Here is a 26,468-nt window from a genome sequence, read left to right on the forward strand (position 1 = left end):
GGTGGCGGCAGCCGGGGCCCGGAGCGTAGCCGCGCCGGGCCCCGACGTGCCACGGAATTCCCCTCAGTCATTCCCCTCAGTTCACGTTGACCGCGCTCCAGGCCGCCGCCACCGCGTTGTACTCCGTGCTCCCGGCGCCGTACAGGCCGGCTGCCGCGTTCAGCGTCGCCGCCCGCGCGCCCGCGTAGTTGGTCGTGGACGTCATGTAGACCGTCAGCGCCCGGTACCAGATCTTGCCGAGCTTGTCCCGGCCGATGCCGGTGACCGTGGTGCCGTTGGAGGTGGGGGAGTTGTAGCTGACCCCGTTGACGGTCTTGGGGCCGCTGCCCTCCGCGAGCAGGTACGCGAAGTGGTTGGCGACGCCCGAGGAGTAGTGGACGTCCAGGTTGCCGACCGAACTGCTCCAGTAGTCGGCCGAACTGCCGTCCTTGGAGGGCTGGTCCATGAAACGGAGCGCGGCCTTGCCGAAGCCGGGACGGACGATCTCCTCGCCGATCAGGTAGTCGCCCAGGTCGTCGGCGTTGCCCGCGTACCACTCCACCAGCGAGCCGAGGATGTCGGAGGTCGCCTCGTTGAGGCCGCCCGACTCGCCCGTGTAGTTCAGCGCCGCCGTCGAGCCCGTCACCCCGTGGGTCATCTCGTGGCCCGCGACGTCCAGTGCCACCAGCGGCCCGAAGGTGGTGCCGTCACCGTCGCCGTACGTCATGCAGAAGCAACTGCCGTCCCAGAAGGCGTTGTTGTAGTCGGTGCCGTAGTGGACCCGGTTGTAGGAGCCCCGGCCGTCGCCCGCGATGCCGTTGCGGCCGTGGACGTTCTTGTAGTAGTCCCAGGTCTCGTTGGTGCCGTACTGCGCGTCCACCGCGGCTGTGGCGCGGTCGGCGGTCGTGCCCGTGCCCCAGTGGTTGTCCGCGTCCGTGAAGAGGGTGGCGGGGGCGCGGCTGAAGCAGATGCCGAAGATGCACACGTCGGTCTTGTTCTCGGCGTCGCCCGTGTACGTGTTGCCGCGGGTGGGGTCCTTGAGCTGGTACGTCGAGCCGGAGACGGTCGTCTCCAGCGGCACCGTCCCGCTGTAGAGGGACCGGCCGTCGCCGGTGGCCGTCTCGATGCTGTCCCAGGCGTCGATCTGCGCGCCGGTCCGGGCGTCGGTGAGCACCGTGCGGGCGACCGGGTTGCCGAGCGAGTCCAGAGCCGCGGCGTCGGTGCGCCAGGCGAGGGTGGGGGCGCCGTGCGTTGCGTCGACGACCAGTTCCGGTTTGGCGGTGGCCTTTTTCAGCCGTTCTCCGAGGTTGGCGGCGCGCAGGGCGTTCATCGCGAGGTCGGCGGCCCTGGGCGCGGACAGCTTCGGGGTGACGGTGGGGACGGATATCTCGCGGCGGGTCGCGCGGTCGGCGCCGCGGTAGCCGCCGTCGGGGGCCAGGTGGAGCACGAAGTCGCCGCCCAGCACGGGGAGTTCGCGGTAGGTGCGGTCGTAGCGGACGTGCTGGCTGCCGTCCTTGTCGACGATGACGTCCCGGACCTGGGTGTCCTGGGGCGCGGTGAGGCCCAGGCCCGTGGCGTGCCGGACGAGGGCCGTCGCCGCGTTCTCGACGGCGGTGGCGCGGCTCGGTCTGTCGACGGCGTGCGCGGTGGGGGAGAGCGTGGCGGCCAGCAGGGTGGCGGTGGTGGCGGCCAGAGCTGCCGTGGCGAGGCGGGATCCTCGGAAGTGCCGTGTCCGACTCATCGGTCTCCTTGGGGAGGCGCCCTGTGCGGCGTGGGGATGACACTGACGTCCCCTGAGATTTAAGGGGGCATGACAATCGGTGTCCAGAGTGCGTCCGTGCGCCGGAACCATGTCCCACGCCGCCTGCGGGAGCTGTGGCCGGGGCGGCACAGAGGGAGAATCGGTGCTGTGACCTCTCCGCCGCTGCCGTTCTTCGTCTACGGCACCCTCCGTCCCGGCGAACCCCACCACGCCCGGTATCTGCGCGGCCGCACCCACGCGACGGAACCCGCCCGGCTCACGGGTGCGGTCCTGTACGACGGCCCCGGCTATCCGTACGCCGTCGCGGAGCGGACCGGAGTCGTGCACGGCGACCTGATCACCCCGCTGCCCACGGTCTACGGCCGACTCCTCACCGAACTCGACCGGTTGGAGGAGTACGTGCCGGGCGACCCGCGCAGCCGCTACGAACGCGTCGCCCGGGACGTCCGCCGCGCCGACGGCCCCGCCGTCCGCGCCTGGGTCTACCTGGCCGCACCCCCGGTCGCCGCCCGGCTGCGGACCTCGGGCGCCCGCATCGCCGCCGGCGACTGGCTCAACCGGGGGTGACGTCCGGCGCGGCACGCTCCAGGCGTACCGCGCAGACCTTGAACTCCGGCATGCGCGAGACCGGATCGAGCGCCGGGTTGGTCACCGTGTTCGCGCGGCCCGCGCCGGGCCAGTGGAACGGCATGAACACCGTGTCCGGGCGGATCGCGGTGGTGATCCGCGCGGGGGCCACCGCGCGTCCGCGCCGGGACACCACCGCCACCGGATCGCCCTCGGCCGCCCCGAGCCGTGCCGCGAGCCGCGGGTGCAGTTCGACGAACGGGCCCGGCGCGGCGGCGTTCAATTCGGCCACCCGCCGGGTCTGGGCGCCCGACTGGTACTGGGCCACGACCCGCCCGGTGGTCAGCAGCACGGGGTACTCGGCGTCCGGTTCCTCCGCGGCCGGCCGGTGCGTCACGGGCACGAACCGGGCCCGCCCGTCCTCGGTGGCGAATCGGTCGAGAAAGAGCCGGGGAGTACCCGGATGGGTCGCCTCCGGTGCGCGGGGCGGGGTGGGTGCGGGGGTGGCTTGCGTGTGGGGTGGGGTGGGGGTGGCTGGATCGGTGCCGGGCGGGGCGAGGGCGGCCGGATCGGCGTGGGGTGAGGCGAGGGTGGCCAAATCCGCGGGGGCCGGGCCGAGGGTGGCCGGATCGGCGTGGGCCGGGGCGGCCGGGCACGGCCAGAACACCCCGTTCTCCTCGGACAGCCGGCGGTAGGTGATGCCCGAGTAGTCCGCCGGGCCGCCCGCGCTCGCTCGGCGGAGTTCCTCGAAGACCTCCTCGGGGTCCGCCGGGAAGCCCTTCTCCACGCCGAGCCGGGCGGCGAGCCCGTGCAGCACCGCCAGGTCGCTGCGCACTCCGGCGGGCGGGTCGAGCGCGCGCCGCCGCAGCAGGACACGCCCCTCCAGGCTGGTCGTCGTACCCGTCTCCTCGGCCCACTGGGTCACCGGCAGCACGACGTCCGCGAGCGCCGCCGTCTCCGAGAGGACCACGTCCGCCACCGCCAGGAAGTCCAGCGACCGCAGCCGGTCCTCGACGTGGGCCGCGCGCGGTGCCGACACCACCGGGTTGGACCCCATCAGCAGCAGCGCGCGGACGTCCGTGCCGAGGGTGTCGAGGAGTTCGTACGCGCTGCGGCCCGGTCCCGGCAGTGTGTCCGGGTCCACGCCCCACACCCCGGCCACGTGCCGCCGCGCGGCCGGATCCGTCAGCTTGCGGTAGCCGGGCAACTGGTCGGCCTTCTGGCCGTGTTCGCGCCCGCCCTGCCCGTTGCCCTGCCCGGTCAGGCAGCCGTACCCGGACAGCGGCCGGCCCGCCCGGCCGGTCGCCAGGCACAGGTTGATCCAGGCGCCCACCGTGTCGGTGCCCTTGGACTGCTGTTCCGGGCCGCGGGCCGTGAGCACCATCGCGGCCTCGGGCGCGCAGAACAGCCGTACCGCCTCCCGGAGTCGCGGGACCGGCACCCCGGTGATCCGCTCGACTTGCTCCGGCCAGTGCGCCATCGCCGCCGCCCGCGCCTCGCTCCAGCCGGACGTGCGCTCCCGGATGTACGCGTCGTCCGTCCGGCCCTCCGCCACCACCAGGTGCAGCAGGCCGAGCGCCAGCGCGAGATCGGTGCCCGGCCGGGGCGCCAGGTGCAGGTCGGCCTGTTCGGCGGTCCGGGTGCGGCGCGGGTCGACGACGATCAGCGTGCCGCCGTTCTCGCGCAGTTCCGTGAGGTACCGCAGCGCGGGCGGCATCGTCTCGGCGAGGTTGGAGCCGACCAGGATCAGGCAGCCGGTGCGCGGGACGTCCGCCAGCGGGAAGGGCAGCCCGCGGTCCAGGCCGAAGGCGCGGGCACCGGCCGCCGCCGCGGACGACATGCAGAAACGGCCGTTGTAGTCGATCTGCGAGGTGCCGAGGACCACGCGCGCGAACTTGCCGAGCGCGTACGCCTTCTCGTTGGTCAGCCCGCCCCCGCCGAACACGCCGCACGCGTCGGGGCCGTGGCCGGTCCGGGCCGCGGCCAGGCCCGCCGCGACCCGGTCCAGCGCCTCGTCCCAGCCGGCCGGCACCAGGGCGTTGCCGGAGCGCACCAGCGGGGAGGTCAGCCGGACCGCGGAGGAGAGCAGCGCCGGGGCGGTGCGCCCCTTGCCGCACAGCGCGCCCCGGTTCACCGGGAAGTCCGCGCGCTCGGTCACCTCGACGCCGCCGGGCCCGGGCGTCAGGTGCATGCCGCACTGCAGGGCACAGTACGGGCAGTGGGTGGGCGTCGGGGCGGTCTCCATGCCGTTCAGCGTGGTCCGGGCGTGTTACGCCCCGTGCGGGCACCCGGTTACGCCTCCGGGACGACACCCTCCCCGCCCGCCGAACCCCGCCGTGAGGCCGCCGTCGCCAGGCACCGGCGCCGCGTTCACGGAAGTCCACCGGCTCTCATCGGCAGTCACCGAGGTCGGCGGGCGGCCACGGCGGTCATCGAGGGTCGGTTTCCTCCGGCGGTCACCGCCCGCCCGCCAGCGCCTCCCGCACTCCGGGCTCCCGCGGGCCGAGGAACCGGGGATCCGGCTCGAACACCGCGTCCAGCGCCGCCTTGCCCGTCGCGAAGATCTCGCGGACGCCGCCGTAGTACCAGGTGACGTCCCGTGCCTCCGCCACGCCGACGCCGTACGAGTCGATACCCGCCGCCTCGCACAGCGCCACCGCGCGCCGGATGTGGAAGTCCTGGCTGACCAGCACCGCCCGGTCCACGCCGAAGATCTTCTTCGCACGGACGCAGGAGTCCCAGGTGTCGAAGCCGGCGTAGTCGCTGACGATCCGCCGGCCGGGCACGCCGTGCCGGGTCAGGTAGGCGCGCATCGCGTCCGGCTCGTCGTAGTCCTCGCGGCTGTTGTCGCCGGTCACCAGGACGACGCCGATCCGGCCCGCCCGGTACAGCGCCGCCGCCGCGTCCAGCCGGTGCGCCAGGTACGGCGACGGCTCGCCGTGCCACAGGCCCGCGCCGAAGACGACCGCGACGTCGGTGCGCGGCGCGTGGGTGAGAGGGCGCAGCCGGTCGGCCGTGGACAGGCGCAGCCAGGTGGCCGGGGCCAGCGCGAGCAGACACCCGGCCACCACGCCCTGTATCAGCCGCCGCTGCCCGGCCCGGGTGCGCGGCAGGCGCGGCCGGCGGATCCTCATACGATGCCCCTCCCCTCCCAGGGCGGCGTCACCCTGGGTGTTTCCCGACCAGGAGGACGCGGTACACGGTGATTCGGTTCGCCTCACATCGCGCCGCCCGGGGGTGTGAACCGCCGGAAAACACCCGTGACCACCCTGCAACGGGCGGGCAACCTCCGGCAGCGAAGCTCTCTCCATGACGGCGTCGAAACCCCCTCGCGACGAGTCCCCCATCCGCCCCGCCCGCAACGCGCACCGCACCTCATGAACCCGATCAGCAGCCACCCGGCCGGTCCGCCCGGCCCCCGCCCGTTCGACTGCAGCCGTCGCCCGGGACCGCCCGCCCTCGTCCTGGTGGCCCACGGCAGCCGTGACCCGCGGGCGCTGGAGACCATGCGCGCGATCATGGAGCGGGTACGGCGGCTGCGTTGCGCCGTGCCGGTCCGGCTCGGGCACATCGAGCTGAACGAGCCGCTGCTCCCGGACACCCTCGCCGCCCTCGGGACCGCCCCGGCCGTACTGGTGCCGCTGCTGCTCACCCGCGGCCACCACGTCAAACACGACATCCCGGACGTGATCGCGGCCACCGCGGCGCACGCGCGCATGGCCGCGCCGCTCGGCCCGCACCCGCTGCTCGTGCAAACCTTGTACGAGCGGCTCATGGAGGCCGGCTGGCCGGCCGCGGCGAACGAGGCCACCCGCCGTACCGGCGCGGTCGTCCTCGCCGCCGCCGGCTCCCGGGACCCCGACTCCGCGGCCGACACCCGACGCACCGCCCGCCTGCTCGCCGACCGCCTGGGCGTGCCCGTCGTCCCCGCCTACGCCTCGGCCGCGCGACCGACCGTGCCCACGGCCCTGCGGGCGCTGGCCGCCCGCGGCCGGGACCGGATCGCGGTGGCCGCCTGCTTCACCGCCCCCGGCCGCTTCGCCACCCAGTGCGCGCAGGCGGCCCCCTGGCTGGCGTCCGCCCCGCTGGGCGACCACCCGGCGCTGGCCCGCCTGGTCCTGCACCGCTACGACCAGGCGCTGGCGGACCCGGCGACCGCGGCGGCCCTGGCGAGGGCGTCGGCCGGGGAACCGGCACCGGCATCGGCGTGACACCACCGGCGGGGGCGGGGCCCGGACGCGGCCGTGGGAGTAACCCCTGACACGCGGGACCACACACAACCGCCGGCGGCCGCACGCCATCGCCCGCGCCCGCAAGTGACCGCATGACCGCCCGCAATAGCAATCGACCGCCCGCACCGCCCGCCCCCGCGACCACACCCCCGGCAACGCGCGGGCCCCCGGCAGTCATCCGAATGTCAGGGTCGGCGCCTACTGTCGAATCATGGTTCCCGCACCCTCCGCCGCCTACGACTCCGCTCCTCAGCGCCGCGCCGACTCCGCCGCCCACGCCGCCTACGACCCGGCGTCGGCCGAGCGCTGGGCACCCGAACCCGACAAGCGCCCGGGCCGTACCGCCTTCCAGCGGGACCGCGCACGCGTACTGCACTCCGCGGCGCTGCGCCGCCTGGCCGGCAAGACCCAGGTGGTGACGCCCGGCAGCATGGGACCGGCCTGGGACACCAGCCCGCGCACCCGGCTCACCCACTCCCTGGAGTGCGCCCAGGTCGGCCGGGAACTGGGCGCCACCCTGGGCTGCGACCCCGACCTGGTCGAGGCCGCCTGCCTCTCCCACGACCTGGGCCATCCGCCCTTCGGCCACAACGGCGAACAGGCCCTCAACGAGTTCGCGCGGGACTGCGGGGGCTTCGAGGGCAACGCCCAGTCCCTCAGGCTCCTCACCCGTATCGAACCCAAGCGGTTCACCGCGGAGGGCTCCGTCGGCCTCAACCTCACCCGCGCCGCCCTCGACGCCGCGACCAAGTACCCCTGGCGGCGCGGCGCCCACCCCACCGACCCCGGCTCCCGCAAGTTCGGGGTGTACGAGGACGACCGGCCCGTCTTCGACTGGGTCCGCGAGGCCGCCCCGGGCACCCGTACCTGCTTCGAGGCCCAGGTCATGGACTGGTCCGACGACGTGGCGTACTCGGTGCACGACGTGGAGGACGGCCTGCACGCCGGCCACGTCCACCCCGGCGCGCTGCGCGCGGGGCCCGAGCGCCGCTCGGTGTGCGAGGTCGCCGTCGGCCGGTACGTGCCCGCGGACACCGACCCCGCCGAACTCGCCGAAGCGCTCGACCGGCTCCAGGACCAGGAGTGGTGGCCGCACGGCTACGACGGCACCGCGGTCGCCCAGGCCCGCCTCAAGGACGCCACCAGCCAGCTCATCGGCCGTTTCTGCCTGGCCGCGGAGGGCGCCACCCGGGCGGCCCACGGCAGCGGGCGGCTCACCCGCTACGGTGCCGAACTCGTCGTACCCAGACAGACCCGGATGGAGTGCGCGGTCCTCAAGGCGGTCGCCGACCGGTTCGTGATGCAGCGCGCCGAGCAGGAACGTCTCCGCGCCGACCAGCGCGTCGTCGTCGCCGAACTGGCCGAAGCGCTCACCGCGCGGGCCCCCGAAGGGCTGGACCCGCAGTTCCACGCCCTGTTCGAGGCGGCGCCCGGCGACAGCGCCCGCAAGCGGGTCGTCGTCGACCAGATCGCCTCCCTCACCGACGCCTCCGCGCGTTCGCTGCACGCGCGCCTGACCCGCCGGACGTGACCGACGGGTGAGACTGATGAGGTGCATTTCCACCCGGACGTGACCCTCCGTGGCCTGATCGGGTCACGACCCCTTCCCGGTTCACGCTCCGTGCGGGACGCTCGCATGTGGCGGCACGCTTACGAGGAGGCATCAAGTGGTCGACGCGGACCAGACGTTCGTCATCGTCGGAGGGGGCCTGGCCGGCGCCAAGGCGGCCGAGACGCTCCGGTCGGAGGGCTTCAGCGGGCGGGTGATACTGATCTGCGACGAACGCGACCACCCCTATGAAAGGCCCCCGCTGTCCAAGGGGTACCTGCTCGGCAAGGAGGAGCGCAGCAGCGTCTTCGTGCACGAGCCCGCCTGGTACGCGCAGAACGACGTGGAACTGCACCTCGGCCAGACGGTCGACGCGATCGACCGCGCCGCGAAGACGGTGCGCTTCGGTGACGACGGCACCATCGTCCGCTACGACAAGCTGCTCCTGGCCACCGGCGCGGAGCCGCGCCGCCTCGACATCCCCGGCACCGACCTCGTCGGCGTCCACCACCTGCGCCGCCTGCACCACGCCGAACGGCTCAAAGGCGTCCTCAGCCACCTGGGCCGGGACAACGGCCACCTGGTGATCGCGGGCGCCGGCTGGATCGGCCTGGAGGTCGCCGCCGCCGCACGGGAGTACGGCGCCGAGGTCACCGTCGTCGAGCACGGGCCGACCCCGCTGCACCGGGTCCTCGGACCGGAACTCGGCATGATCTTCGCCGACCTGCACCGCGAACACGGGGTCCGCTTCCACTTCGGGGCCCGGCTGACCGAGATCACCGGCCAGGACGGCATGGTCCTCGCCGCCCGCACCGACGACGGCGAGGAACACCCCGCGCACGACGTCCTCGCCGCGATCGGCGCGGCCCCCCGCACCGCGCTGGCCGAGGCGGCGGGCCTTGAGACCGCCGACCGGGAGCACGGCGGCGGCATCGTGGTGGACGAGCGGCTGCGCACCTCCGACCCGGACATCTTCGCCGTCGGCGACGTGGCGTCCTTCCCGCTCGGTCTCTTCGACACCCGGCTGCGCGTGGAGCACTGGGCGAACGCCCTCAACGGCGGCCCCAGCGCGGCCCGCGCGATGCTCGGCCAGGACGTCGTCTACGACCGTATGCCCTACTTCTTCACCGACCAGTACGACCTGGGCATGGAGTACAGCGGCTGGGCGCCGCCGGGCTCCTACGACCAGGTGGTGATCCGCGGCGACGCGGGCAAGCGCGAGTTCATCGCGTTCTGGGTGAAGGAGGGGAGGGTACTGGCGGGGATGAACGTGAATGTGTGGGACGTCACAGACCCCATCCAGCAGCTGATCCGCACCAAGGCCCGGGTGGACACCGAGGCGTTGGCCGACCCGCACGTCCCGCTGGGCAGCCTCGTCCCCTAGGGCCCGGTCCGCCCCCGTAGAATCACCGCGTGGCAGGACGGATCAACGACGAGGACGTGAAGGCGGTACGGGACGCGGTCCCGATCGACGCCGTGGTGTCCGAGTACCTCCAGCTGCGCAACGCCGGTGGCGGCAACCTGAAGGGCCTGTGCCCCTTCCACGACGAGAAGTCGCCGTCCTTCCAGGTCAGTCCGAGCAAGGGCCTCTTCCACTGCTTCGGCTGCCAGGAGGGCGGCGACACCATCACGTTCGTGATGAAGGTCGACCACCTCTCTTTCTCGGAGGTGGTCGAGCGCCTCGCCGCCCAGGCGGGCATCACCCTGCGCTACGAGGAGGGCGGATACAACCCCGCGCACCAGCGCGGCGAGCGGATCCGCCTGGTCGAGGCCCACAAGGTCGCCGCGCAGTGGTACGCGGAACAGCTCGCCACCAGCCCCGAGGCCGACACCGGCCGGGTCTTCCTCGCCGAGCGCGGCTTCGACCAGGCGGCGGCCCTGCACTTCGGCGTCGGCTACAGCCCGCAGGGCTGGGACCACCTCACCCGCTATCTGCGCGGCCGGGGCTTCACCGACAAGGAACTGCTCCTGTCCGGCCTCTCCCAGGAGGGCCGCCGCGGCCCCGTCGACCGGTTCCGCGGCCGGCTGATGTGGCCGATCCGGGACATCGGCGGCGAGGTCGTCGGCTTCGGCGCACGCAAGCTGTACGAGGCGGACACCGGCCCCAAGTACCTCAACACCCCCGAGACGGCGATCTACAAGAAAAGCCAGGTCCTGTACGGCATCGACCTGGCCAAGAAGGAGATCGCCAAGTCCAGCCGCGCGGTGGTCGTCGAGGGCTACACCGACGTCATGGCCTGCCATCTCGCCGGGGTCACCACGGCCGTCGCCACCTGCGGCACGGCCTTCGGCGGCGACCACATCAAGATCCTGCGGCGCCTGCTGATGGACAACGGCTCGGCGCGGGTCATCTTCACCTTCGACGGTGACGCGGCGGGCCAGAAGGCCGCGCTGCGCGCCTTCGAGGACGACCAGAAGTTCGCCGCCGAGACGTACATCGCCGTCGCGCCGGACGGCATGGATCCGTGCGAACTGCGCCTGGCCAAGGGCGACGAGGCGGTGGCCGACCTGGCCGAACCCCGTACGCCCCTGTTCGAGTTCGCCCTCCGCCAGATCGTCGCCCGCTACGACCTGGACACCCCCGCGGGCCGCGCGGCCGCCCTGGACGAGGCCGCGCCCGTCGTCGCCCGCATCAAGAACAGCGGCGCCCAGCACGAGGTCGCGGTCGAACTCGCGGGCATGCTCGGCATCCTGGACACCCAGTTCGTGGTCAAGCGGGTCGCCCAGCTGGCACGCTGGGCGCGCGAGCGCGGCGGGGGCGGCCGGACCCCGGCACCGGGCCGGGGCCCGCAGCAGCAGTACGAGACGGCCGCCCCGCGCCGCACCGGCGGCCCCGCCCTCACCCTGCGCAACCCGGTCTTCGCCACCGAACGCGAACTGCTGAAACTCGCCCTGCAACGCCCCGAGCTGGTCTCCCCGGCGTTCGACGCGTACGGCGTCGACGAGTTCACCGCCGCCCCGTACGCGGCCGTCCGCGAGGCCGTCATGGAGGCGGGCGGCGCCGAGCACGGCGTACAGGACCCGCAGGAGTACCTGGTCCGGGTGCGCGAGGCGGCCCCGGACGACACCGTGCGCGCGATGGTCACGGAACTGGCGGTCGAGACCATCCTGCGCCGCACGGTCGACGAGATCTACGCGGGCGAACAACTGGTGACCGTCCGCCGCCGGGCCGTGGAGCGGCGGATCCAGGAGATCCAGATCACCGTGCGCCGCCTGGAGGCGGGCGGCGACCCCGCCCGGCTGGCCGCCGCCCGCAACGAGCTGTGGGTGCTCCAGCAGTACGACCAGGCGCTGAAGGTGCGGGGCGCGGCGGCACTGTAAGCGGCACTGCAAGGGGTCGGCCCCGCGGCGCAGGCCGCCGCCGCGGCTCCGCGAACCCGCCCACGCCGTCCGCCCCCTCGGTTCCACGGGCCGCAGCCATACCCGGCCCGCAATCCGACGATCAAGAACTGAGTAACCGCCCGGTCACGCACCGGACGCAAAAAGTCACCGCACGCCCCTCGTGGCGGAGATGTGTCGTACCCCACACTGGGGTGCGGTGCCTGAGTCCTCGGAGCGCGGCCGATCCGTCCCCCACGGGCCCCACATCCCTGCGGTTCCGCTCCTCACGTACGGGACGGACCGCGGCGAGGCCGTCGACTCCGCCCCCGAAGTACCGCTGCCGCACACCCGGGCAGCGATCATCCTGGAGGTCGCCCCCGTGCAGACCCAGACCCTCGCCCAGACCGAGCCGAGCACGACCGCGGTGCCGGACGCGGAGCCGGACGCGGCGCCGGACGCGGAGCCCGGCGTCATCGCGGCCGTGCCCGCACAGAGCCGTGCCGCGGTGCATCCCGAGACGCAGCCGAAGGCCCCGGCCGAACTCGCCGGGACGCCCGCCGGGACACTCGCGGCCGAGGCGCCGGAGCCCGGCGAACCGCCCGCCGCCCGCGCCGAGTCCGGCGGTCCCACCTCGGACCTGTTCCGCCAGTACCTGCGCGAGATCGGCCGCATATCGCTGCTCACCGCGGCCGAGGAGGTCGAACTCGCCCGCCGGGTCGAGGCCGGACTCTTCGCCGAGGAGAAGCTCGGCAACACCCCCGGTGTGGACGAGGAGCTGGCCCTCGACCTGGACCGCCTGGTGGTCATGGGCCGGATGGCCAAGCGCCGGCTCATCGAGGCCAACCTGCGGCTCGTGGTCTCCGTCGCCAAGCGGTACATCGGCCGCGGACTGACCATGCTCGACCTCGTGCAGGAGGGGAACCTCGGCCTGATCCGCGCCGTCGAGAAGTTCGACTACGCCCGCGGCTACAAGTTCTCCACGTACGCCACCTGGTGGATAAGGCAGGCCATGTCCCGCGCACTCGCCGACCAGGCCCGCACCATACGCGTGCCCGTGCACGTCGTCGAACTCATCAACCGGGTCGTGCGGGTGCAGCGCCGGATGCTCCAGGAACGCGGCCACGAGCCCACCCCGGACGAGGTGGCCGACCACCTCGGCCTGCCGCCCGAGCGGGTCGGCGAGGTGCTGCGGCTGGCCCAGGAACCGGTGTCGCTGCACGCGCCCGTCGGCGAGGAGGACGACGTCGCATTCGGCGACCTCATCGAGGACGGCGACGCCGCGAGCCCGGTGGAGTCCGCCGCCTTCCTGCTGCTCAGGGAGCATCTGGAGGCGGTCCTGTCGACGCTCGGGGAACGGGAGCGCAAGGTCGTCCAGCTCCGTTACGGGCTGGCCGACGGCCGGCCGCGCACCCTGGAGGAGATAGGGCGCATCTTCGGCGTCACCCGGGAACGGATCCGGCAGATCGAGTCCAAGACCCTGGGCAAACTCCGCGACCACGCCTTCGCGGACCAACTGCGCGGCTACCTCGACTGAACGGGGCCGCCCACCTGACGGTGAGCAGCCCCGAACGACGTCAGGCCCGGTCAGTCGACCTCTGCGACCGCCTGCGCGAACTGCGCCTTGTACAGCCGCGCGTACGCCCCGTCCGCCGCCAGCAGCTCGGCGTGCGCGCCCTGTTCGACGATCGAACCGTTCTCCATGACGAGGATGGTGTCCGCGTCCCGGATGGTGGAGAGCCGGTGGGCGATGACGAACGAGGTCCGGCCGTGCTGGAGCTTCGCCATCGCCTTCTGGATCAGCACCTCGGTACGGGTGTCGACGGAGCTGGTCGCCTCGTCGAGCACCAGGATCACCGGGTCGGACAGGAACGCCCGCGCGATGGTGATGAGCTGCTTCTCACCGGCGCTGACGCCCGTGCCCTCGTCGTCGATCACGGTGTCGTAGCCGTCCGGCAGGGTGCGGACGAACCGGTCGGCGTGGGCCGCCCGCGCCGCCTCCTCGATCTCGCCCCGGGTGACCTCGCGGGCCGCGCCGTAGGCGATGTTGTCCGCGATCGTGCCGCCGAACAGCCAGGTGTCCTGGAGCACCATGCCGATGCCGGAGCGCAGGTCGTCCCGGGACATCCTCGCGATGTCGACGCCGTCGAGGGTGATGCGCCCGCCGGAGACGTCGTAGAACCGCATGAGCAGATTGACCAGCGTGGTCTTGCCCGCGCCGGTCGGGCCGACGATGGCGACCGTGTGGCCGGGCTCCACCTTCAGCGACAGGTCCTCGATCAGCGGCTTGTCCGGGTCGTAACGGAAGGACACGCCCTCCAGCGCCACCCGGCCGCGCAGTTCGGCGGGCCGCTCGCCGGGCACCGGATCCGCCTCCTGCTCCTCAGCGTCCAGGAGTTCGAAGATCCGCTCGGCGGAGGCGACACCCGACTGCACCAGGTTCGCCATCGAGGCGACCTGGGTCAGCGGCATCGAGAACTGCCGCGAGTACTGGATGAACGCCTGCACGTCACCGATCGACAGCGTGCCGGAGGCGACCCGGAGCCCGCCGACCACGGCGACCAGCACGTAGTTCAGGTTCGACACGAACATCATCAGCGGCTGCATCACCCCGCTGTTGAACTGCGCCTTGAACCCGGCCTGGTACAGCGCCTCGTTCTGCTCGGCGAACTGCTTCGCCGACTCCTCCTGCCGCCCGAACACCTTCACCAGGGTGTGCCCGGTGTACATCTCCTCGACGTGCGCGTTCAACTTGCCGGTGGAGCGCCACTGCTGCACGAAGTGCGGCTGGGAGCGCTTGCCGATCCTGGTGGCGACGACGAACGACAGCGGCACGGTGACCAGCGCGACCAGCGCCAGCAGCCACGACACCCAGAACATCACCACCAGTACGCCGATGATGGTGAGCACCGAGTTGATCAGCTGCCCCATCGACTGCTGGAGCGTCTGCCCGATGTTGTCGATGTCGTTGGTGGCCCGGGAGAGCACCTCGCCGCGCTGGCGCTTGTCGAAGTAGGACAGCGGCAGCCGCGACAGCTTCGTCTGCACGTCCTCGCGCATCCGGTACATCGTCCGGTTGACGGCCCGGTTCACCAGCCGCGTCACCACCGCCATCAGCAGACCGGCCACCAGGAAGGTGCCCAGCGCGAACAGCAGGACCTTGCCGACGGCGTCGAAGTCGATGCCCTTGCCCGGGGTGAAGTCGGTGCTTTTCAGCATGTCCGCGACGGTGCCCTCGCCCCGCTCGCGCATCGACTGGAGCACCTGCTCCTTGGTGGCCCCGGCCGGCATCTGGCGGCCGATGATGCCCGCGAAGACCAGGTCGGTGGCCTTGCCGAGGATCTTCGGGCCGATCACGCTGAGCGTCACGCTCACGACGGTGCACAGCAGCATGACGTAGAGCGTGAAGCGCTCGGGCCGGAACCGGGCGATGAGCCGTCTGCTCGACGCCTTGAAGTCCATCGACCGCTGGTCCGGAGCACCGGCCGTCATGCGTCCCATGGGACCGGCCATCAGGCAGCCTCCGCTTCCGTGAGCTGGGAGAGCACGATCTCCCGGTACGTCTCGTTGTCCGCCATCAGTTCGTGGTGGCGGCCGGTGCCGACGACCCGGCCCTCGTCCAGGACCACGATCCGGTCGGCGTCCCGGATGGTCGCCACCCGCTGGGCGACGATCACCACGGTGGCCCCGGCGGTCTCCCGGCCGAGCGCGCCGCGCAGGGCCGCGTCGGTGGCGTAGTCGAGGGCGGAGAAGGAGTCGTCGAAGAGGTAGATCTCCGGGCGCTGGGTGAGCGTGCGGGCGATGGCCAGCCGCTGGCGCTGACCGCCGGAGACATTGGTGCCGCCCTGCGCGATCGGCGCGTCGAGGCCGCCCTCCAGCTTCTGCACGAAGTCCTTGGCCTGCGCCACCTCCAGCGCGTGCCACAGTTCCTCGTCGGTGGCGTCCGGGTTGCCGTAGCGCAGGTTGGTGGCGACGGTGCCGGCGAACAGGTACGGCTTCTGCGGCACCAGCCCGACCGTCTTCGCGAGCAGCGCCGGTTCGACGCTCGCCACGTCCACGCCGTCCACCAGCACCTCCCCCTCGGTGGCGTCGAACAGCCGCGGGACCAGCCCGAGCAGCGTCGACTTGCCGCTGCCCGTGGAGCCGATCACGGCGGTCGTCTCGCCCGGGAGGGCCACCAGATCGATGGACCTCAGCACCGGCTCCTCGGCACCCGGATAGCGGAACCCGGCCCCGCGGATCTCCAGATGCCCGTGCCGGCGCAGTTCCGTGACCGGCGCCGTCGGCGGCACCACGCTGGACTCGGTCCCCAGGACCTCCTCGATGCGCTCGGCGCAGACCTCCGCGCGCGGGACCATCATGAACATGAAGGTGGCCATCATCACGGACATGACGATCTGCATCAGATAGGCGAGGAACGCGGTCAGGTCGCCGATCTGCATCCCGCCGCTGTCGATGCGGTGCGCGCCGAACCACACCACGGCGATCGAAGACACGTTCACCACGGTCATGACGATCGGGAACATCAGCGCCAGCCACCGCCCGGTGGCCAACTGCATCTCGGTCAGGTCGCCGTTGGCCTTGCCGAACCGGCCCTGCTCGTACTCGTCGCGGGTGAAGGCGCGGATGACCCGGTTGCCGGTGATCTGCTCGCGCAGCACCTGGTTCACCGTGTCCAACCGCGTCTGCATGGACCGGAACAGCGGACGCAGCCGGCGCACGATCAGCGTCACACTGATGCCCAGCACCGGTACGACCGCGACCAGGACGCCCGACAGGGGGACGTCCAGGCCGAGCGCCAGGATGATGCCGCCCACGCACATGATGGGCGCGGACACCATCAGCGTGAACGCCAGCAGCACCAGCATCTGGACCTGCTGCACGTCGTTCGTCGTACGGGTGATGAGGGACGGGGCGCCGAAGTGGCCGACCTCACGTGCGGAGAAGGACTGCACCTTGTCGAAGACGCCGGCCCGCACGTCCCGGCCGAGCGCGGACGCGGTCCGCGCGCCGTAGTACACGGCGCCCATGTTGCACACGACCTGAGCGAGTGAAATGCCGATCATCAGCGCGCCGAAGGACAGGATGTAACCCGTGTCACCCGTCACGACGCCGTTGTCGATGATGTGCGCGTTGAGCGTGGGCAGGTAGAGCGTGGCGCAGGTCTGCAGCAGTTGCAGCAGCACCAGGAGGGATATCGGTTTCTTGTAGGGCCGCAGATGGGTTCTCAGAAGTCGTATGAGCACGCTGGGTCTCTCGGAGTCGGCGGTGGGCGGGTCGGTGCGCCCTTCGCCCCTATCGTCGAACACTCCACCCGCGTTACCTCAACCGATTAATCCAGTTGCGGCATCGCCCAGGGAAGAGAATTGGCAAAGTCCGTCTGTTATGCCGGAAATGCCTCAGGGTGGAGCTGTTCCCGTACCGACACGAACTGCTGACGCACCGCCTGCCCCATGGCCAGGTCGTCACCCGGCTCCAGGGTCTGCGCCTCCGCGTCCTGCCAGACCGGCGGGGTACGCGGGTCCAGCGCCCCCTGGGACACGCCGAGCGCCCAGGCGGCCTGCCGGGCGGCGCCGATCGCGGCGTAGTCGGCCGGCCGCACCACCACGACCTGGGCACCGAGCAGCGAGGGCGCCGCGGCCTGCACCGCGGGCAGGTCCGCCGCCGCCCCGAGCAGGAAGACCCGCCGTACCTCCACACCCCGCCCACGCAGCACGTCCAGCGCGTCCGCGAGACCGCACAGCATGCCCTCGAACGCGGCCCGCGCCAGATGCTCCGGCTTCATCGACTCCCGCCGCAGACCCGCCAGGGTTCCGGCGGTGTGCGGCAGCTGAGGGGTCCGCTCGCCCTCCAGATAGGGCAGCAGCACCAGCCCGTGCGACCCCGGCGTCGACTTCGTCGCCAGCTCCGACAGGGCGTCCAGACTGTCCAGACCGAGCAGTTCGGCCGTCCCGCGCAGCACCCGTACGGCGTTCAGGGTGGTGACGACCGGCAGGTGCAGGCCGGTGGCGTCGGCGAGCGAGGTGATCATCCCGGACTGGTCGGCGAGCGCCTCGGGGTGGACGGCCATCACCGAGCCGGAGGCGCCCAGCGACACCACCGCGTCACCCAGGCCGATGCCCAGCCCGAAGGCGGCGGCCATCGTCTCGCCCGTACCGGCGGAGATCAGCAGCCCCTCGGGCGTCCGGCCGGCCGCGTCCGCCGGACCCAGCACTTCGGGGAGCACCGCCTGATGACCCAGCGCCAGCTCGACCAGGTCGGGCCGGTAGGCACCGGTGGCCGCGGACCAGTAGCCGGTCCCGGAGGCGCCGCCCCGGTCGGTGGTCCGCCGGGCCGGCCGGCCCAGCAACTGCCACACCAGCCAGTCGTGGGCCTGGAGCAGCAGCGCGGTGCGCCGGGCGTTGTCGGACTCGCTCCTGGCGAGCCAGCGCAGCTTGGTCACCGGCTGCGCGGCCTGCGGCACACAGCCCACCGCCTGCGCCCAGGCCTCCCGCCCGCCGAGCGCGTCGACCAGGTCGGCCGCCGCGGCCTGCGCCCGCTTGTCGCCGCCCACCAGCGCGGGACGCACCGTGTTGCCCTGCGCGTCGAGCGGGATCAGCGCGTTCTGCTGCGCGGAGACGCCGATCGCCTCGACGCCCTCCAGCAGCCCGCCGCCGGCCGCCTCCCCGAGGGAGAGCAGCCAGGCCTGCGGGTCGATGTCGGAGGGACGTCCGCCGTCGGCGTTCTCCACGGGGTGCGGCGCATAGCCCTGCCGGAGCACCGCTCCGGTGTCCGCGTCGCAGACGACGATGCGCGTGAAATCGGGCGAGCTGTCCAGGCCGGCGACTATCCCCATGCACCGAATTCTGCCGTATACCTGCGCTTGCTCTGGCCGGGGGCGGCGGGGTGGGGGTGTCGCGCGGGCGGGAGAGTGTTGTGAGGGTGTGGGGGTTGTGTCGGGTGCGGGTGGGTTGTGGCTGGTCGCGCGGTTTTCCGTGCCCCCTGGGAACCGCCGGCGGCGATCGAAACCCGCCCTAGGTGTTGCTGGTGCCCCACTCGTCCTCGCCGGAGGTGGCTGTGGTGCGCTCACGCAGGGTGCGGACCCGGCGGGCCACCGAGTCGGGCATGCGGTCGCCGACCTTGTCACTCACCGTGTGCAGCGCCCGGCCCGCGATCTGCCGTCCCTGCTGGGCCGCGGTCTCCGCGGTGTTGCGGACGGCGGGGTTCTGCGCGAACTGCCGAGCGGACTTCTTCAGCTGCTCGTAGCGCTCGCGGCCGGCCCTGGTGCCCAGTACGTAGCCCAGGGCGAGTCCTGCGACGAATGTGAGCCGGTAGCGCATGGCGGCCACCCTTCCCTTGCATAGGTCTGCTGGTGCGGCATTCGGCGCAGGAGACTACCGATTGGCGGAGCACCCCCCTGCTTGCGCTAATCTATGTGTCGCAGCGAGCGTGCGCCCCCTGGCGAATACCCGGGAGGGTACGTTCGATGCAACGAGGCATTCCTCCGTAGCTCAATTGGCAGAGCAGCCGGCTGTTAACCGGCAGGTTACTGGTTCGAGTCCAGTCGGGGGAGCTCGGTCCTCCGTAGCTCAATTGGCAGAGCAGCCGGCTGTTAACCGGCAGGTTACTGGTTCGAGTCCAGTCGGGGGAGCATGCTGAACGAGGACCCCGTAGGGGTCCTTTTTCATGTCTGTTCCGTGTCCCGGGAACCGTCCGGCCCGAAGGGGAGTCCTCAAGGTCATGTAGAGCCGACCATCCGAGGCAGGAGATCGTATGAGCGGCTATGCTGCGGCAGACGGCGCGCACACTTGTACGCGACACGCCGCTATGGGGCGGTAGCTCAGCCGGTTAGAGCAGCGGACTCATAATCCGTCGGCCGTGGGTTCGAGTCCCACCCGCCCCACCACCACACGTGCAGCAGGACCGTTTCTAGCTGCGGAGACGTAGGGGCGGGCGCTGCCACGCCAGTGCCGCGGCTCCCGTTCATTCGTTCAGTCCAAGATCCGGGGGACCGGCAGGGGCCCGCAGCGGACCTGCGGCCGGACCGGTGGGCGGTGTCCGCTTCAGGGCCGGGTCCGGCGGAGCCGTCCGGTCCCGGACGGTCGGGGTGATCACGCCGAGGGGGCGGGACCGGGCCGCGTCCGCGCCCCGACGGCCCCGAGGTCACCCGACTGCCTGGCGTCCTGAACGGAGACGACGGGCCGCGCCGCGTCGGTGGCGGGATGTTTTCGCCCGCCCGCCGTCCCGCCTCCAGTCTCTCCGCAATGTGGCCTTGTGGCCTTCGAGCTTCGGGTCTTCGGGCTCTCGGGTCCACGGGTCTACGGGCCTTGGGGGCTGGTTTCGCGCCTCCTGCGGCCGAGGATCGCCCCTCCCCCTGCCCCTGCCCGGGGAGGGAGGGGCGCCCCGGGCGGGGTGGGGGCGGGCGGGACCCGGATCGGGTGGGCGGTGACCGGTGATCGGGTGGCGTGGGACGCCTCGGGGCCGGGGGCCCGGCTGATCCCGTGGAACCGGCCTGGGCGGCGGATACCGCCGTGGCCGAGTTCGTTCGGCCGGCCCGACGGCCGTACCCACGTCGGCACGTCCGGGCCTGTTGCTCCGGTCGGCCGACCCTCCTTCGGGTGAACGTGTACGAACGGCGGGCGAAGTCCGTCACCCCTCACGGTGGTTGAACGGGGCGTCGACCAGGACCGGGTCCGTGCAGCGCGGGGGCGAGTGGAGCAGGCGGAGGGGTGCGGGGACGTCGGGCGGCGGTCGGTTCGGCGCGGACGTCGCAACCGGTGGCGAGGGTGACGTGGTCGATGCCGGACCGATCGAGGCCGGGGGAGCCGGGGTGCTCAGGAGGCGTGGAAGGGCGGGGCGATCACCTGCCCCCGGGCGGGGGAGCGGGGTTCGCTCGCGTCGCCCGTCTCCGGGCCGGAGCCGCCCGGGAGCCCAACTTCCCTGGAAACGCGCGCCGGTGCTGCCGGGCCGGGTCCTGGCGGACGGGGTGTCGGGTCAAGTAGGCGGCTGTGGCGGCTTGTCGGGCGGGATCGGGCGGCGTGGGCGTGGCCGTCCGGTCGGAGTGGTTGGTCGTGCTGCGGTGGTCCCAGTGACAGAACTTCCGTTTTCGTGCGGGCTCGTGGGCTTCGGCACGGCCCGAGCCGGGCAGGACGATCAGGACGAGACACTGCGCAGCATGAGGAGGGCGCCATGGACCGCCGGATCCGGGTTCGTGTCAGCCGTCGGCCCGCCGCCCCCCGCGGGCAGGAGATCGACCGCAGGACGCCCTCGGGGCGCATCCTGCCGTACTGACGGGTGTTCTGAGCAAGGCCCCGGGAGGAGGGGCCCGTCGGTCGTGCCGTGCTGCGGGGGCCGGCTCAGGCGGCCAGGGGGTCCAGGATCAATGGCTCGATCTTGCCCTCCAGCATGGCGCCGATGCCCTGGACGGCACACACGTCGGGCCGTTCCGCGATGTTCACCGGCATCCCGGTCGCGTCCCTCAGCATCTTGTCGAGACCGGGGAGCAGCGCCGAACCGCCGACCATCACGATCCCCACGTCGACCAGGTCGGCGACCAGGTCGGGCGGGCAGCCCCGGAGCACCTTGCCGATGCCGTCGAGCACGGCGGTCAGCGGGGTCTGGATGGCGTCGCGCACGGCGGCGGTGTCGACCCGCACGCTGCGCGCGAGGCCGGTGGCCACGTCCCGGCCGTGGATCTCGGTCGACTCCGGGCCGTGCGGGGTGAGGCCGTTGCCGGACAGGGCCAGTTGCAGGGGCCGTACCGACTGGCTGGGCAGCATCAACTCGTGTTGGAGCCGCAGGTGTTGCACGATCGCGTTGTCGACCGCCTCGCCGCCGACCGGGATCCGCTCGGCGGTGACGATCGAGCCGAGCGAGAGGACGGCGACCTGGGTGGCGGCGGCTCCGCACACGACGATCATCGTGCCCTGCGGGCGCTCGACGGGCAGCCCGCAGCCCACGGCCGCCGCGATCAGCGTGTCCACCAGCTCGACCCGCCGGGCGCCGAGGCCGACGAGGGTCTCGACCGTCGCCCGCTGGGCCAGCGGATCGGCGTCGTGCGGGGTGCAGGCCGCGGCGCGCAGCCGGGTCTTGCGGCGCAGGGCCCGCCGGATCTTGTCGCCGAGCAGATGGCGCAGCATCCGCTGGGCCATCTCGATGTCGACGACGGTGCCGCCGGAGACCGGCCGTACGACACGGATGTAGCCGGGGGTGCGTCCCGTCATCTTCTCCGCCAGTTCGCCCACGGCGATGAGCGCGCCGTTGCGGGTGTTCACAGCGGCCGCGGACGGCTGGTCGACCACGAGGCCGGCGCCTTTGACGTAGACGCGGGTACGGGCCGCGCCCAGATCGACGGCGAAGTGGCAGCGGCGCAACTGCTCCAGACTGACGGTCACGGCAGATCCTCCCGAGTGCGCAGGCCGTGGCGGTGCCGCCGGATGGCGGGCCTCTTACGTATCCTCTGCCGGTGATCGGGCCGGTGCCTTCTGGAGGGGGCCGGGCGGGGTGCCGCTGAATGGGGGGTTCGGGGGGCGGGCGGGCGTGTCGCGCCGGGTCGGGCGGATGTTCCGTGGTCAGCAGGTGTTCGGTGAACCGGGCCTCGCGGCTGCCGTCGGGGCGGCTGCTTGCGGCACGTCGTGGCGGGTACCGGCTGCGGGCCTGTCCGCCGGGCGCCCCGGCCACTGGCCGGTCCGGCCGTGCGTCGGCTACGGGGCTGTCCGGCCGTGCGTCGGCTACGGGGCTGTCCGGCCAGGCGCCGGTTCCTGCGCCGGTGTGGTGGGCGGCGTCCGGTCGGCCGACCAGTTCAGGCGGACGACCAACTGCCCCTCCGCGGTTCCCTTGGCGATGACCGCGTGGGCCTCCGTGGTGAGTTTCACCCCGAACTCCAGCTCCACGGAGTCGGGCCGCAGCGCGCCGTCCCGGAAGATCCGCAGCGCGGACTGGGCCGCGGCGCGCACGCCGGTCAGGGCCTGCTCGAAGCTGCGGGCGGTGGTGGCCGCGGGGCCGTCACCGCGGGCCACGAGCCGGGTCCCGGGCGGGCCGGCGTCGTTGGTCTCCACGACGACCACCGCACCGTCCGCGGTCTCGAACTCCACCAGTCTGGCCATGCCGCCCCCGTCCCCCCGGGTCCTCGTCCGGTACCGGTTCCCCCGCACCTGATCCTCCGGGTCGGTTTCCCCGTGTGGGCTTCATTGTCGTGGACGGTGGCAGAGGGCGTCACCGGTTCGCCCAGCCCGGCGCCTCCGTTGGCGGGAACCTGCCAAGGCAGATTTCCGTCGGCACCCGGCAATACCCCTGTGACACAAGCCCCGTGAGACTCTTCGCAGCACTCGTCACGCACGTACGACACCCGTAGCGCACATACGACTCGACGCACGCGAACGAGAAGAGGCGTGGATGACCACAGGACCAGTCAGACGCGGTGCCACCCTGCTGTCCGCCGGGCTCGTGATCGCCCTGTCGGCGACGGTCCCGGCGGGCGCGCGGCAGGCCGCCGACGGGGGCCCGCGTGCCCCGGACGCCGCCACGGCTCCGCACGCCGGCACCGCCGCGAGCACCGTCACCCTCGTCACCGGCGACCGGGTGACCGTCACCGACCTCGGCCGGGGGAAGAAGACGGTGACCGTTCAGCGGCCGGCGGGGGCCACCGGGGCGGTGCGGACCCGGACGGGCGACGGCGACATCAGCGTCGTACCGGACGAGGCCGAGCCCTATCTGCGGGCCGGCGCCCTGGACCGGCGGCTGTTCGACGTCAGCGAGCTGATCCGGCAGGGGTTCACCGACTCCCGTACCGACGCGCTGCCGCTGATCGTCACCTTCGACGAGGGCGCGCGGCTCGCCACGCCCCACGGCGCCGAACGGACCCGGAACCTGCCGAGCCTGCGCGGCGCCGCCGTCCGGGCCGACAGGGGACGGACCTTCTGGCGGGCGTTCACCGCGCAGGGCGGGATCGACAAGGTCTGGCTGGACGGGCGCGTCACCGCCGACCTCGCCGAGAGCAACGCCCAGATCGGCACGTCGGCGGCCTGGGACACCGGGCTGACCGGCAAGGGCGTCACCGTCGCCGTCCTCGACACCGGAGTCGACCCGGACCACCCCGACCTCAAGGACCGGGTCACCACCAGCAAGAGCTTCGTCGAGGGGGAGGAGGTCGCCGACCGCAACGGCCACGGCACCCACGTCACCTCCACCGTCGGCGGCAGCGGGGCCGCCTCGGACGGCCGGGAGAAGGGCGTCGCCCCGGGCGCCGGCCTCGCGGTCGGCAAGGTGCTCGACGACCAGGGCTCGGGCAGCGAGTCCCAGATCATCGCCGGCATGGAGTGGGCCGCCCGGGACGTGCACGCGAGGATCGTCTCGATGAGCCTCGGCTCCACCGACCCCAGCGACGGCACCGACCCGATGGCCCAGGCCGTCGACACCCTGTCGAAGGAGACGGGCGCGCTGTTCGTCGTCGCGGCCGGCAACAGCGGGGCGCCCTCGTCCATCGGCTCGCCCGGCGCCGCCGACGCGGCCCTGACCGTCGGCGCGGTCGACTCCGCCGACCAGGCCGCCTACTTCACCAGCGCCGGACCCCGCTACGGCGACAACGCCCTCAAGCCCGACCTCGCGGCGCCCGGCGTCGACATCCTCGCCGCCCGCTCCGGGCTCGTCACCGGCAGCGGCTACTACACCTCCATGAGCGGTACGTCGATGGCGGTCCCGCACGTCACCGGGGTGGCCGCGCTGCTCGCCCAGGAGCACGCCGACTGGAGCGGCGCGCAGTTGAAGGACGCGCTGATGTCCACGTCCCGGCAGCTCGACGCGTCCGCCTATGTACTGGGCGCGGGCCGGGTGAGCGTGCCCGACGCGGTGGCGGCCGGGGTGACCGCCACCGGCAGTGCCGACCTCGGCTTCTACCGCTGGCCCTACCCGGCGAACGAACCCGTCACCAGGACGGTCACCTACACCAACTCCTCGGACCGCGAAGCAGAGTTGAAGCTTTCCGTGCACGGGGCCCCGGACGGTGTCGTCTCCCTCGCCGACACCACACTCACCGTTCCCGCCCACGGCACCGCGTCCACCACCGTGACCGGCGACGGCGCGGGCGCGGGGGCCGGCACCACCAGCGGGCAGATCGTGGCCGTCGACGCCGCCGGCGACACCGTCGCGCACACCGCGTTCGGGCTGGTCAAGGAGGACGAGCGGTACACGCTCACCGTGCACGTCAAGGACCGGGACGGCCTGCCCGCCGGCGCCGACCTCACCGTGCAGCGGCTCGCCGAGGGCACCGACGCCGTACCGGCCCGGGTCGGCGCCTCGGGCACCCTGGAGCTGCGGCTCCAGCCGGGCACGTACGCCCTGACCTCCTTCCTGGACGTGCGCGGCAGCCACGGCGCCGACTCGCTCGGCCTCGGCTTCCTCGCCGCACCCGAGATCACCCTGGACCGGGACCAGGACGTCACCCTGGACGGGCGGACGCTGCGCCAACTGCGGGCCGAGGTCCCCGACCGCACCGAGACCCGCCAGCTGATCATGGAGTACGACCGGCGGGCGAACGGCGCCGACCTGTTCGGCGCGGTCCAGGTGCCGCTGACGTACGACAGCGTCTTCGCCGCGCCCACCACCCCGGTCACCCGGGGAAGCTTCGAGTACCGGACGGTGTGGCGGCTGGCCCGGCCGTCGCTCGACGTCACGGGGCTCGGGGAGGCCACCGTCCAGCCGGGCGGCACCCTGATCGAGGGCCGCAGCAGGCTGCCGCTGGTGGACGTCGGCGACGGTCCGGTCACCGCGGACAGCGGGGTGGCGGGCAAGGCCGTGCTCGCCCGGTTCGCCGACGGCGCCGACCCGGCCGCGCTCGCCCGGGCCGCGCAGGACGCGGGTGCCAAGGCGCTGTTCGTCGCCGACGACGCGCCCGGACGGCTCATGGCGTGGTGGGGCACGGACGACAACGCCGACCGGCCGCTGCAGATCGCCACGGTGAACGCCGCGGACGCCGCGAAGCTGCGCGCGGCCGGCCGCGTCGACATGACCGGCACCCGCAACTCTCCCTACGTGTACGATCTTTCGGAGGGCCACCGGGGCGCCGTACCGGACCGGGACCTCACCTACGCGCCGTCCGGACGCGGGCTCGCCACGCTGGACGTGAAGTTCCACGCCGTCCAGCCCCGCGACGGCGGCGAGTTCCGGTACTCGATCACCGACGCCTTCCCCGTCGGCCTCGGCTTCCAGGAGCGCGTCGACCTGCCGGCCACGCGGACCGACCACGTCTCCACCGGTCCGGGGCAGCAGTGGCACGAATCGGTGACCGCCGCCGGCGGCGCGCTGGAGGAACGCAGCGGACTGGTCCGCTACCCGGGCGGGTCCCGGACCACGCTCAACTGGTTCCGCCCGGTGTGGCACCCGTGGCTGGGCACCGGGCTCGGCTTCGGACAGCAGCGGTCCGGCAGCCAACTCCAGTTCAACACCCCCGGGTGGGGCGACTCCGGACCCGACCACACCGGCTTCGGCGACGTGTGGAGCGGCGACTCCGGAATGACCCAGGACACCGCGGTGTACCTGGACGGCGCCCAGGTGGACCGGCGGCAGGGCTCCGCCGCCTACGTGTGGGACGCGCCCGCCGACGAGCACACGTACAAGGTCGTCACCGACACCGCCCTGGACGCCGGGCGCTGGGGGCGGGCCACCCGGGGCCACGCCGAGTGGACCTTCAGATCGGCCGCCACCCCCGAGGACCGCTGGACCGGCCTCCCGCTGATCAACCTCTCCTTCGACGTCGGCACGGATCTCGCGGGCCGGGTGGCCGACGGCCGGGTGCCGGTGCGGCTGGGCGCCGCGTACGTGGCGGGCGCGGCCGGCACCGGCAGGCTCGGCGGCGGCACGCTGGACGTGTCGTACGACGACGGCACGACCTGGCGGCCGGTCGCGCTCACCGCCGACCCGGGGGCCGCCTGGCACGGGACCCTGTCCGTGCCCCGCGACACCGCCCACGTCTCCCTGCGTGCCTCGGCCCGCGACGACAAGGGCGGAACGGTGACCCAGGAAATCATCCGGGCGGTGGCCGTGAAGTAGCTCAGGGCCTGGGTGGTCCGCGGCGGTCACGATGCCG

At 72.9% G+C, this 26,468-nt stretch carries 16 protein-coding genes and 3 tRNA genes; 10 read left to right on the forward strand and 9 right to left on the reverse strand.

The features are described from left to right. Positions 1-76: 76 nt before the first annotated feature. Positions 77-1,720, reverse strand: a complete 1,644-nt coding sequence (locus ACFYPJ_RS02775) for a M4 family metallopeptidase (protein ID WP_389009332.1) — start codon at positions 1,718-1,720, stop codon at positions 77-79. 168 nt (positions 1,721-1,888) lie between these two features. Here ACFYPJ_RS02775 and ACFYPJ_RS02780 point away from each other — a divergent pair, with 168 nt between their 5' ends. Beyond that, positions 1,889-2,308 carry a gamma-glutamylcyclotransferase family protein gene (locus ACFYPJ_RS02780; protein WP_389009335.1) on the forward strand — a complete coding sequence of 140 codons (420 nt, stop codon included), beginning with the start codon at positions 1,889-1,891 and terminating at the stop codon, positions 2,306-2,308. Here ACFYPJ_RS02780 and ACFYPJ_RS02785 read toward each other — a convergent pair. Beyond that, complete coding sequence (locus ACFYPJ_RS02785; RefSeq protein ID WP_389009338.1) at positions 2,295-4,553, reverse strand: molybdopterin oxidoreductase family protein; 2,259 nt, start codon at positions 4,551-4,553, stop codon at positions 2,295-2,297. The two genes, ACFYPJ_RS02780 and ACFYPJ_RS02785, sit on opposite strands and share 14 nt — an antisense overlap. Positions 4,554-4,764: 211 nt before the next feature. Then, positions 4,765-5,442: a vancomycin high temperature exclusion protein gene (locus ACFYPJ_RS02790; protein ID WP_389009341.1), complete on the reverse strand. Its 678-nt coding sequence runs from the start codon at positions 5,440-5,442 to the stop codon at positions 4,765-4,767. Between the two features lie 243 nt (positions 5,443-5,685). Here ACFYPJ_RS02790 and ACFYPJ_RS02795 point away from each other — a divergent pair, with 243 nt between their 5' ends. The 5 genes from ACFYPJ_RS02795 (at position 5,686) to ACFYPJ_RS02815 (ending at position 12,944) form a co-directional block, all read left to right on the forward strand. Next, positions 5,686-6,519: a sirohydrochlorin chelatase gene (locus ACFYPJ_RS02795; protein ID WP_389009342.1), complete on the forward strand. Its 834-nt coding sequence runs from the start codon at positions 5,686-5,688 to the stop codon at positions 6,517-6,519. A gap of 232 nt (positions 6,520-6,751) precedes the next feature. Then, a complete protein-coding gene (locus ACFYPJ_RS02800; protein WP_389009345.1) occupies positions 6,752-8,071 on the forward strand; it encodes a deoxyguanosinetriphosphate triphosphohydrolase in 1,320 nt (439 codons plus the stop codon). A gap of 136 nt (positions 8,072-8,207) precedes the next feature. Further along, positions 8,208-9,473 (forward strand): NAD(P)/FAD-dependent oxidoreductase, encoded by a 1,266-nt coding sequence (locus ACFYPJ_RS02805; protein WP_389009348.1) that lies wholly within the window; start codon positions 8,208-8,210, stop codon positions 9,471-9,473. A gap of 29 nt (positions 9,474-9,502) precedes the next feature. Further along, on the forward strand, positions 9,503-11,410 hold the full coding sequence (dnaG, locus tag ACFYPJ_RS02810; protein WP_389009351.1) for a DNA primase: 1,908 nt from the start codon (positions 9,503-9,505) through the stop codon (positions 11,408-11,410). Positions 11,411-11,627: 217 nt separating this feature from the next. Next, entirely contained in the window at positions 11,628-12,944 is a 1,317-nt protein-coding gene (locus ACFYPJ_RS02815) for a sigma-70 family RNA polymerase sigma factor (protein WP_389009354.1), read from the forward strand. Between the two features lie 50 nt (positions 12,945-12,994). Here ACFYPJ_RS02815 and ACFYPJ_RS02820 read toward each other — a convergent pair whose 3' ends face one another. From ACFYPJ_RS02820 to ACFYPJ_RS02835, 4 genes are all read right to left on the reverse strand, one after another. Continuing rightward, positions 12,995-14,920 carry an ABC transporter ATP-binding protein gene (locus ACFYPJ_RS02820; RefSeq protein ID WP_389009357.1) on the reverse strand — a complete coding sequence of 642 codons (1,926 nt, stop codon included), beginning with the start codon at positions 14,918-14,920 and terminating at the stop codon, positions 12,995-12,997. Further along, positions 14,920-16,653, reverse strand: a complete 1,734-nt coding sequence (locus tag ACFYPJ_RS02825) for an ABC transporter ATP-binding protein (RefSeq protein WP_389009360.1) — start codon at positions 16,651-16,653, stop codon at positions 14,920-14,922. The genes ACFYPJ_RS02820 and ACFYPJ_RS02825 overlap by 1 nt, the downstream gene beginning before the upstream one ends. Positions 16,654-16,790: 137 nt before the next feature. Further along, positions 16,791-18,242: an FGGY family carbohydrate kinase gene (locus ACFYPJ_RS02830; protein WP_389009363.1), complete on the reverse strand. Its 1,452-nt coding sequence runs from the start codon at positions 18,240-18,242 to the stop codon at positions 16,791-16,793. A gap of 178 nt (positions 18,243-18,420) precedes the next feature. After that, positions 18,421-18,726 (reverse strand): YtxH domain-containing protein, encoded by a 306-nt coding sequence (locus ACFYPJ_RS02835; protein ID WP_389009366.1) that lies wholly within the window; start codon positions 18,724-18,726, stop codon positions 18,421-18,423. 160 nt (positions 18,727-18,886) lie between these two features. Between ACFYPJ_RS02835 and ACFYPJ_RS02840 the strand changes: the two genes are divergently transcribed. The 3 genes from ACFYPJ_RS02840 to ACFYPJ_RS02850 all read left to right on the forward strand — a co-directional run bounded on the left by ACFYPJ_RS02840 (position 18,887) and on the right by ACFYPJ_RS02850 (position 19,292). Further along, positions 18,887-18,959 (forward strand) — tRNA-Asn (locus ACFYPJ_RS02840). 5 nt (positions 18,960-18,964) lie between these two features. Next, positions 18,965-19,037 (forward strand) — tRNA-Asn (locus ACFYPJ_RS02845). 178 nt (positions 19,038-19,215) lie between these two features. Further along, positions 19,216-19,292 (forward strand) — tRNA-Ile (locus tag ACFYPJ_RS02850). A 1,450-nt stretch (positions 19,293-20,742) separates the two neighbouring features. On the opposite strand, the gene ACFYPJ_RS02855 is transcribed toward ACFYPJ_RS02850, so the two are convergent. Both ACFYPJ_RS02855 and ACFYPJ_RS02860 read right to left on the reverse strand, forming a co-directional pair. Beyond that, entirely contained in the window at positions 20,743-21,780 is a 1,038-nt protein-coding gene (locus tag ACFYPJ_RS02855) for a rod shape-determining protein (RefSeq protein ID WP_389009368.1), read from the reverse strand. A 336-nt stretch (positions 21,781-22,116) separates the two neighbouring features. Further along, entirely contained in the window at positions 22,117-22,491 is a 375-nt protein-coding gene (locus ACFYPJ_RS02860; RefSeq protein ID WP_389009370.1) for a CU044_2847 family protein, read from the reverse strand. A 289-nt stretch (positions 22,492-22,780) separates the two neighbouring features. Here ACFYPJ_RS02860 and ACFYPJ_RS02865 point away from each other — a divergent pair, with 289 nt between their 5' ends. Further along, positions 22,781-26,431, forward strand: a complete 3,651-nt coding sequence (locus ACFYPJ_RS02865) for a S8 family serine peptidase (RefSeq protein WP_389009372.1) — start codon at positions 22,781-22,783, stop codon at positions 26,429-26,431. The last annotated feature ends 37 nt before the right edge of the window (positions 26,432-26,468 follow it).

It is taken from the genome of Streptomyces sp. NPDC006012 (genome assembly GCF_042871185.1).
Classification (GTDB): domain Bacteria; phylum Actinomycetota; class Actinomycetes; order Streptomycetales; family Streptomycetaceae; genus Streptomyces.

What these genes read in the sequence shown, in the direction of transcription:
- ACFYPJ_RS02865 (WP_389009372.1), top strand. Translation starts at nt 22,781, where the DNA reads ATGACCACAGGACCAGTCAGACGCGGTGCCACCCTGCTGTCCGCCGGG.
- ACFYPJ_RS02835 (WP_389009366.1), bottom strand. Translation starts at nt 18,726, where the DNA reads ATGCGCTACCGGCTCACATTCGTCGCAGGACTCGCCCTGGGCTACGTA.
- ACFYPJ_RS02775 (WP_389009332.1), bottom strand. Translation starts at nt 1,720, where the DNA reads ATGAGTCGGACACGGCACTTCCGAGGATCCCGCCTCGCCACGGCAGCT.
- ACFYPJ_RS02830 (WP_389009363.1), bottom strand. Translation starts at nt 18,242, where the DNA reads ATGGGGATAGTCGCCGGCCTGGACAGCTCGCCCGATTTCACGCGCATC.
- ACFYPJ_RS02800 (WP_389009345.1), top strand. Translation starts at nt 6,752, where the DNA reads ATGGTTCCCGCACCCTCCGCCGCCTACGACTCCGCTCCTCAGCGCCGC.
- ACFYPJ_RS02795 (WP_389009342.1), top strand. Translation starts at nt 5,686, where the DNA reads ATGAACCCGATCAGCAGCCACCCGGCCGGTCCGCCCGGCCCCCGCCCG.
- ACFYPJ_RS02820 (WP_389009357.1), bottom strand. Translation starts at nt 14,920, where the DNA reads ATGGCCGGTCCCATGGGACGCATGACGGCCGGTGCTCCGGACCAGCGG.
- ACFYPJ_RS02790 (WP_389009341.1), bottom strand. Translation starts at nt 5,442, where the DNA reads ATGAGGATCCGCCGGCCGCGCCTGCCGCGCACCCGGGCCGGGCAGCGG.
- ACFYPJ_RS02785 (WP_389009338.1), bottom strand. Translation starts at nt 4,553, where the DNA reads ATGGAGACCGCCCCGACGCCCACCCACTGCCCGTACTGTGCCCTGCAG.
- ACFYPJ_RS02860 (WP_389009370.1), bottom strand. Translation starts at nt 22,491, where the DNA reads ATGGCCAGACTGGTGGAGTTCGAGACCGCGGACGGTGCGGTGGTCGTC.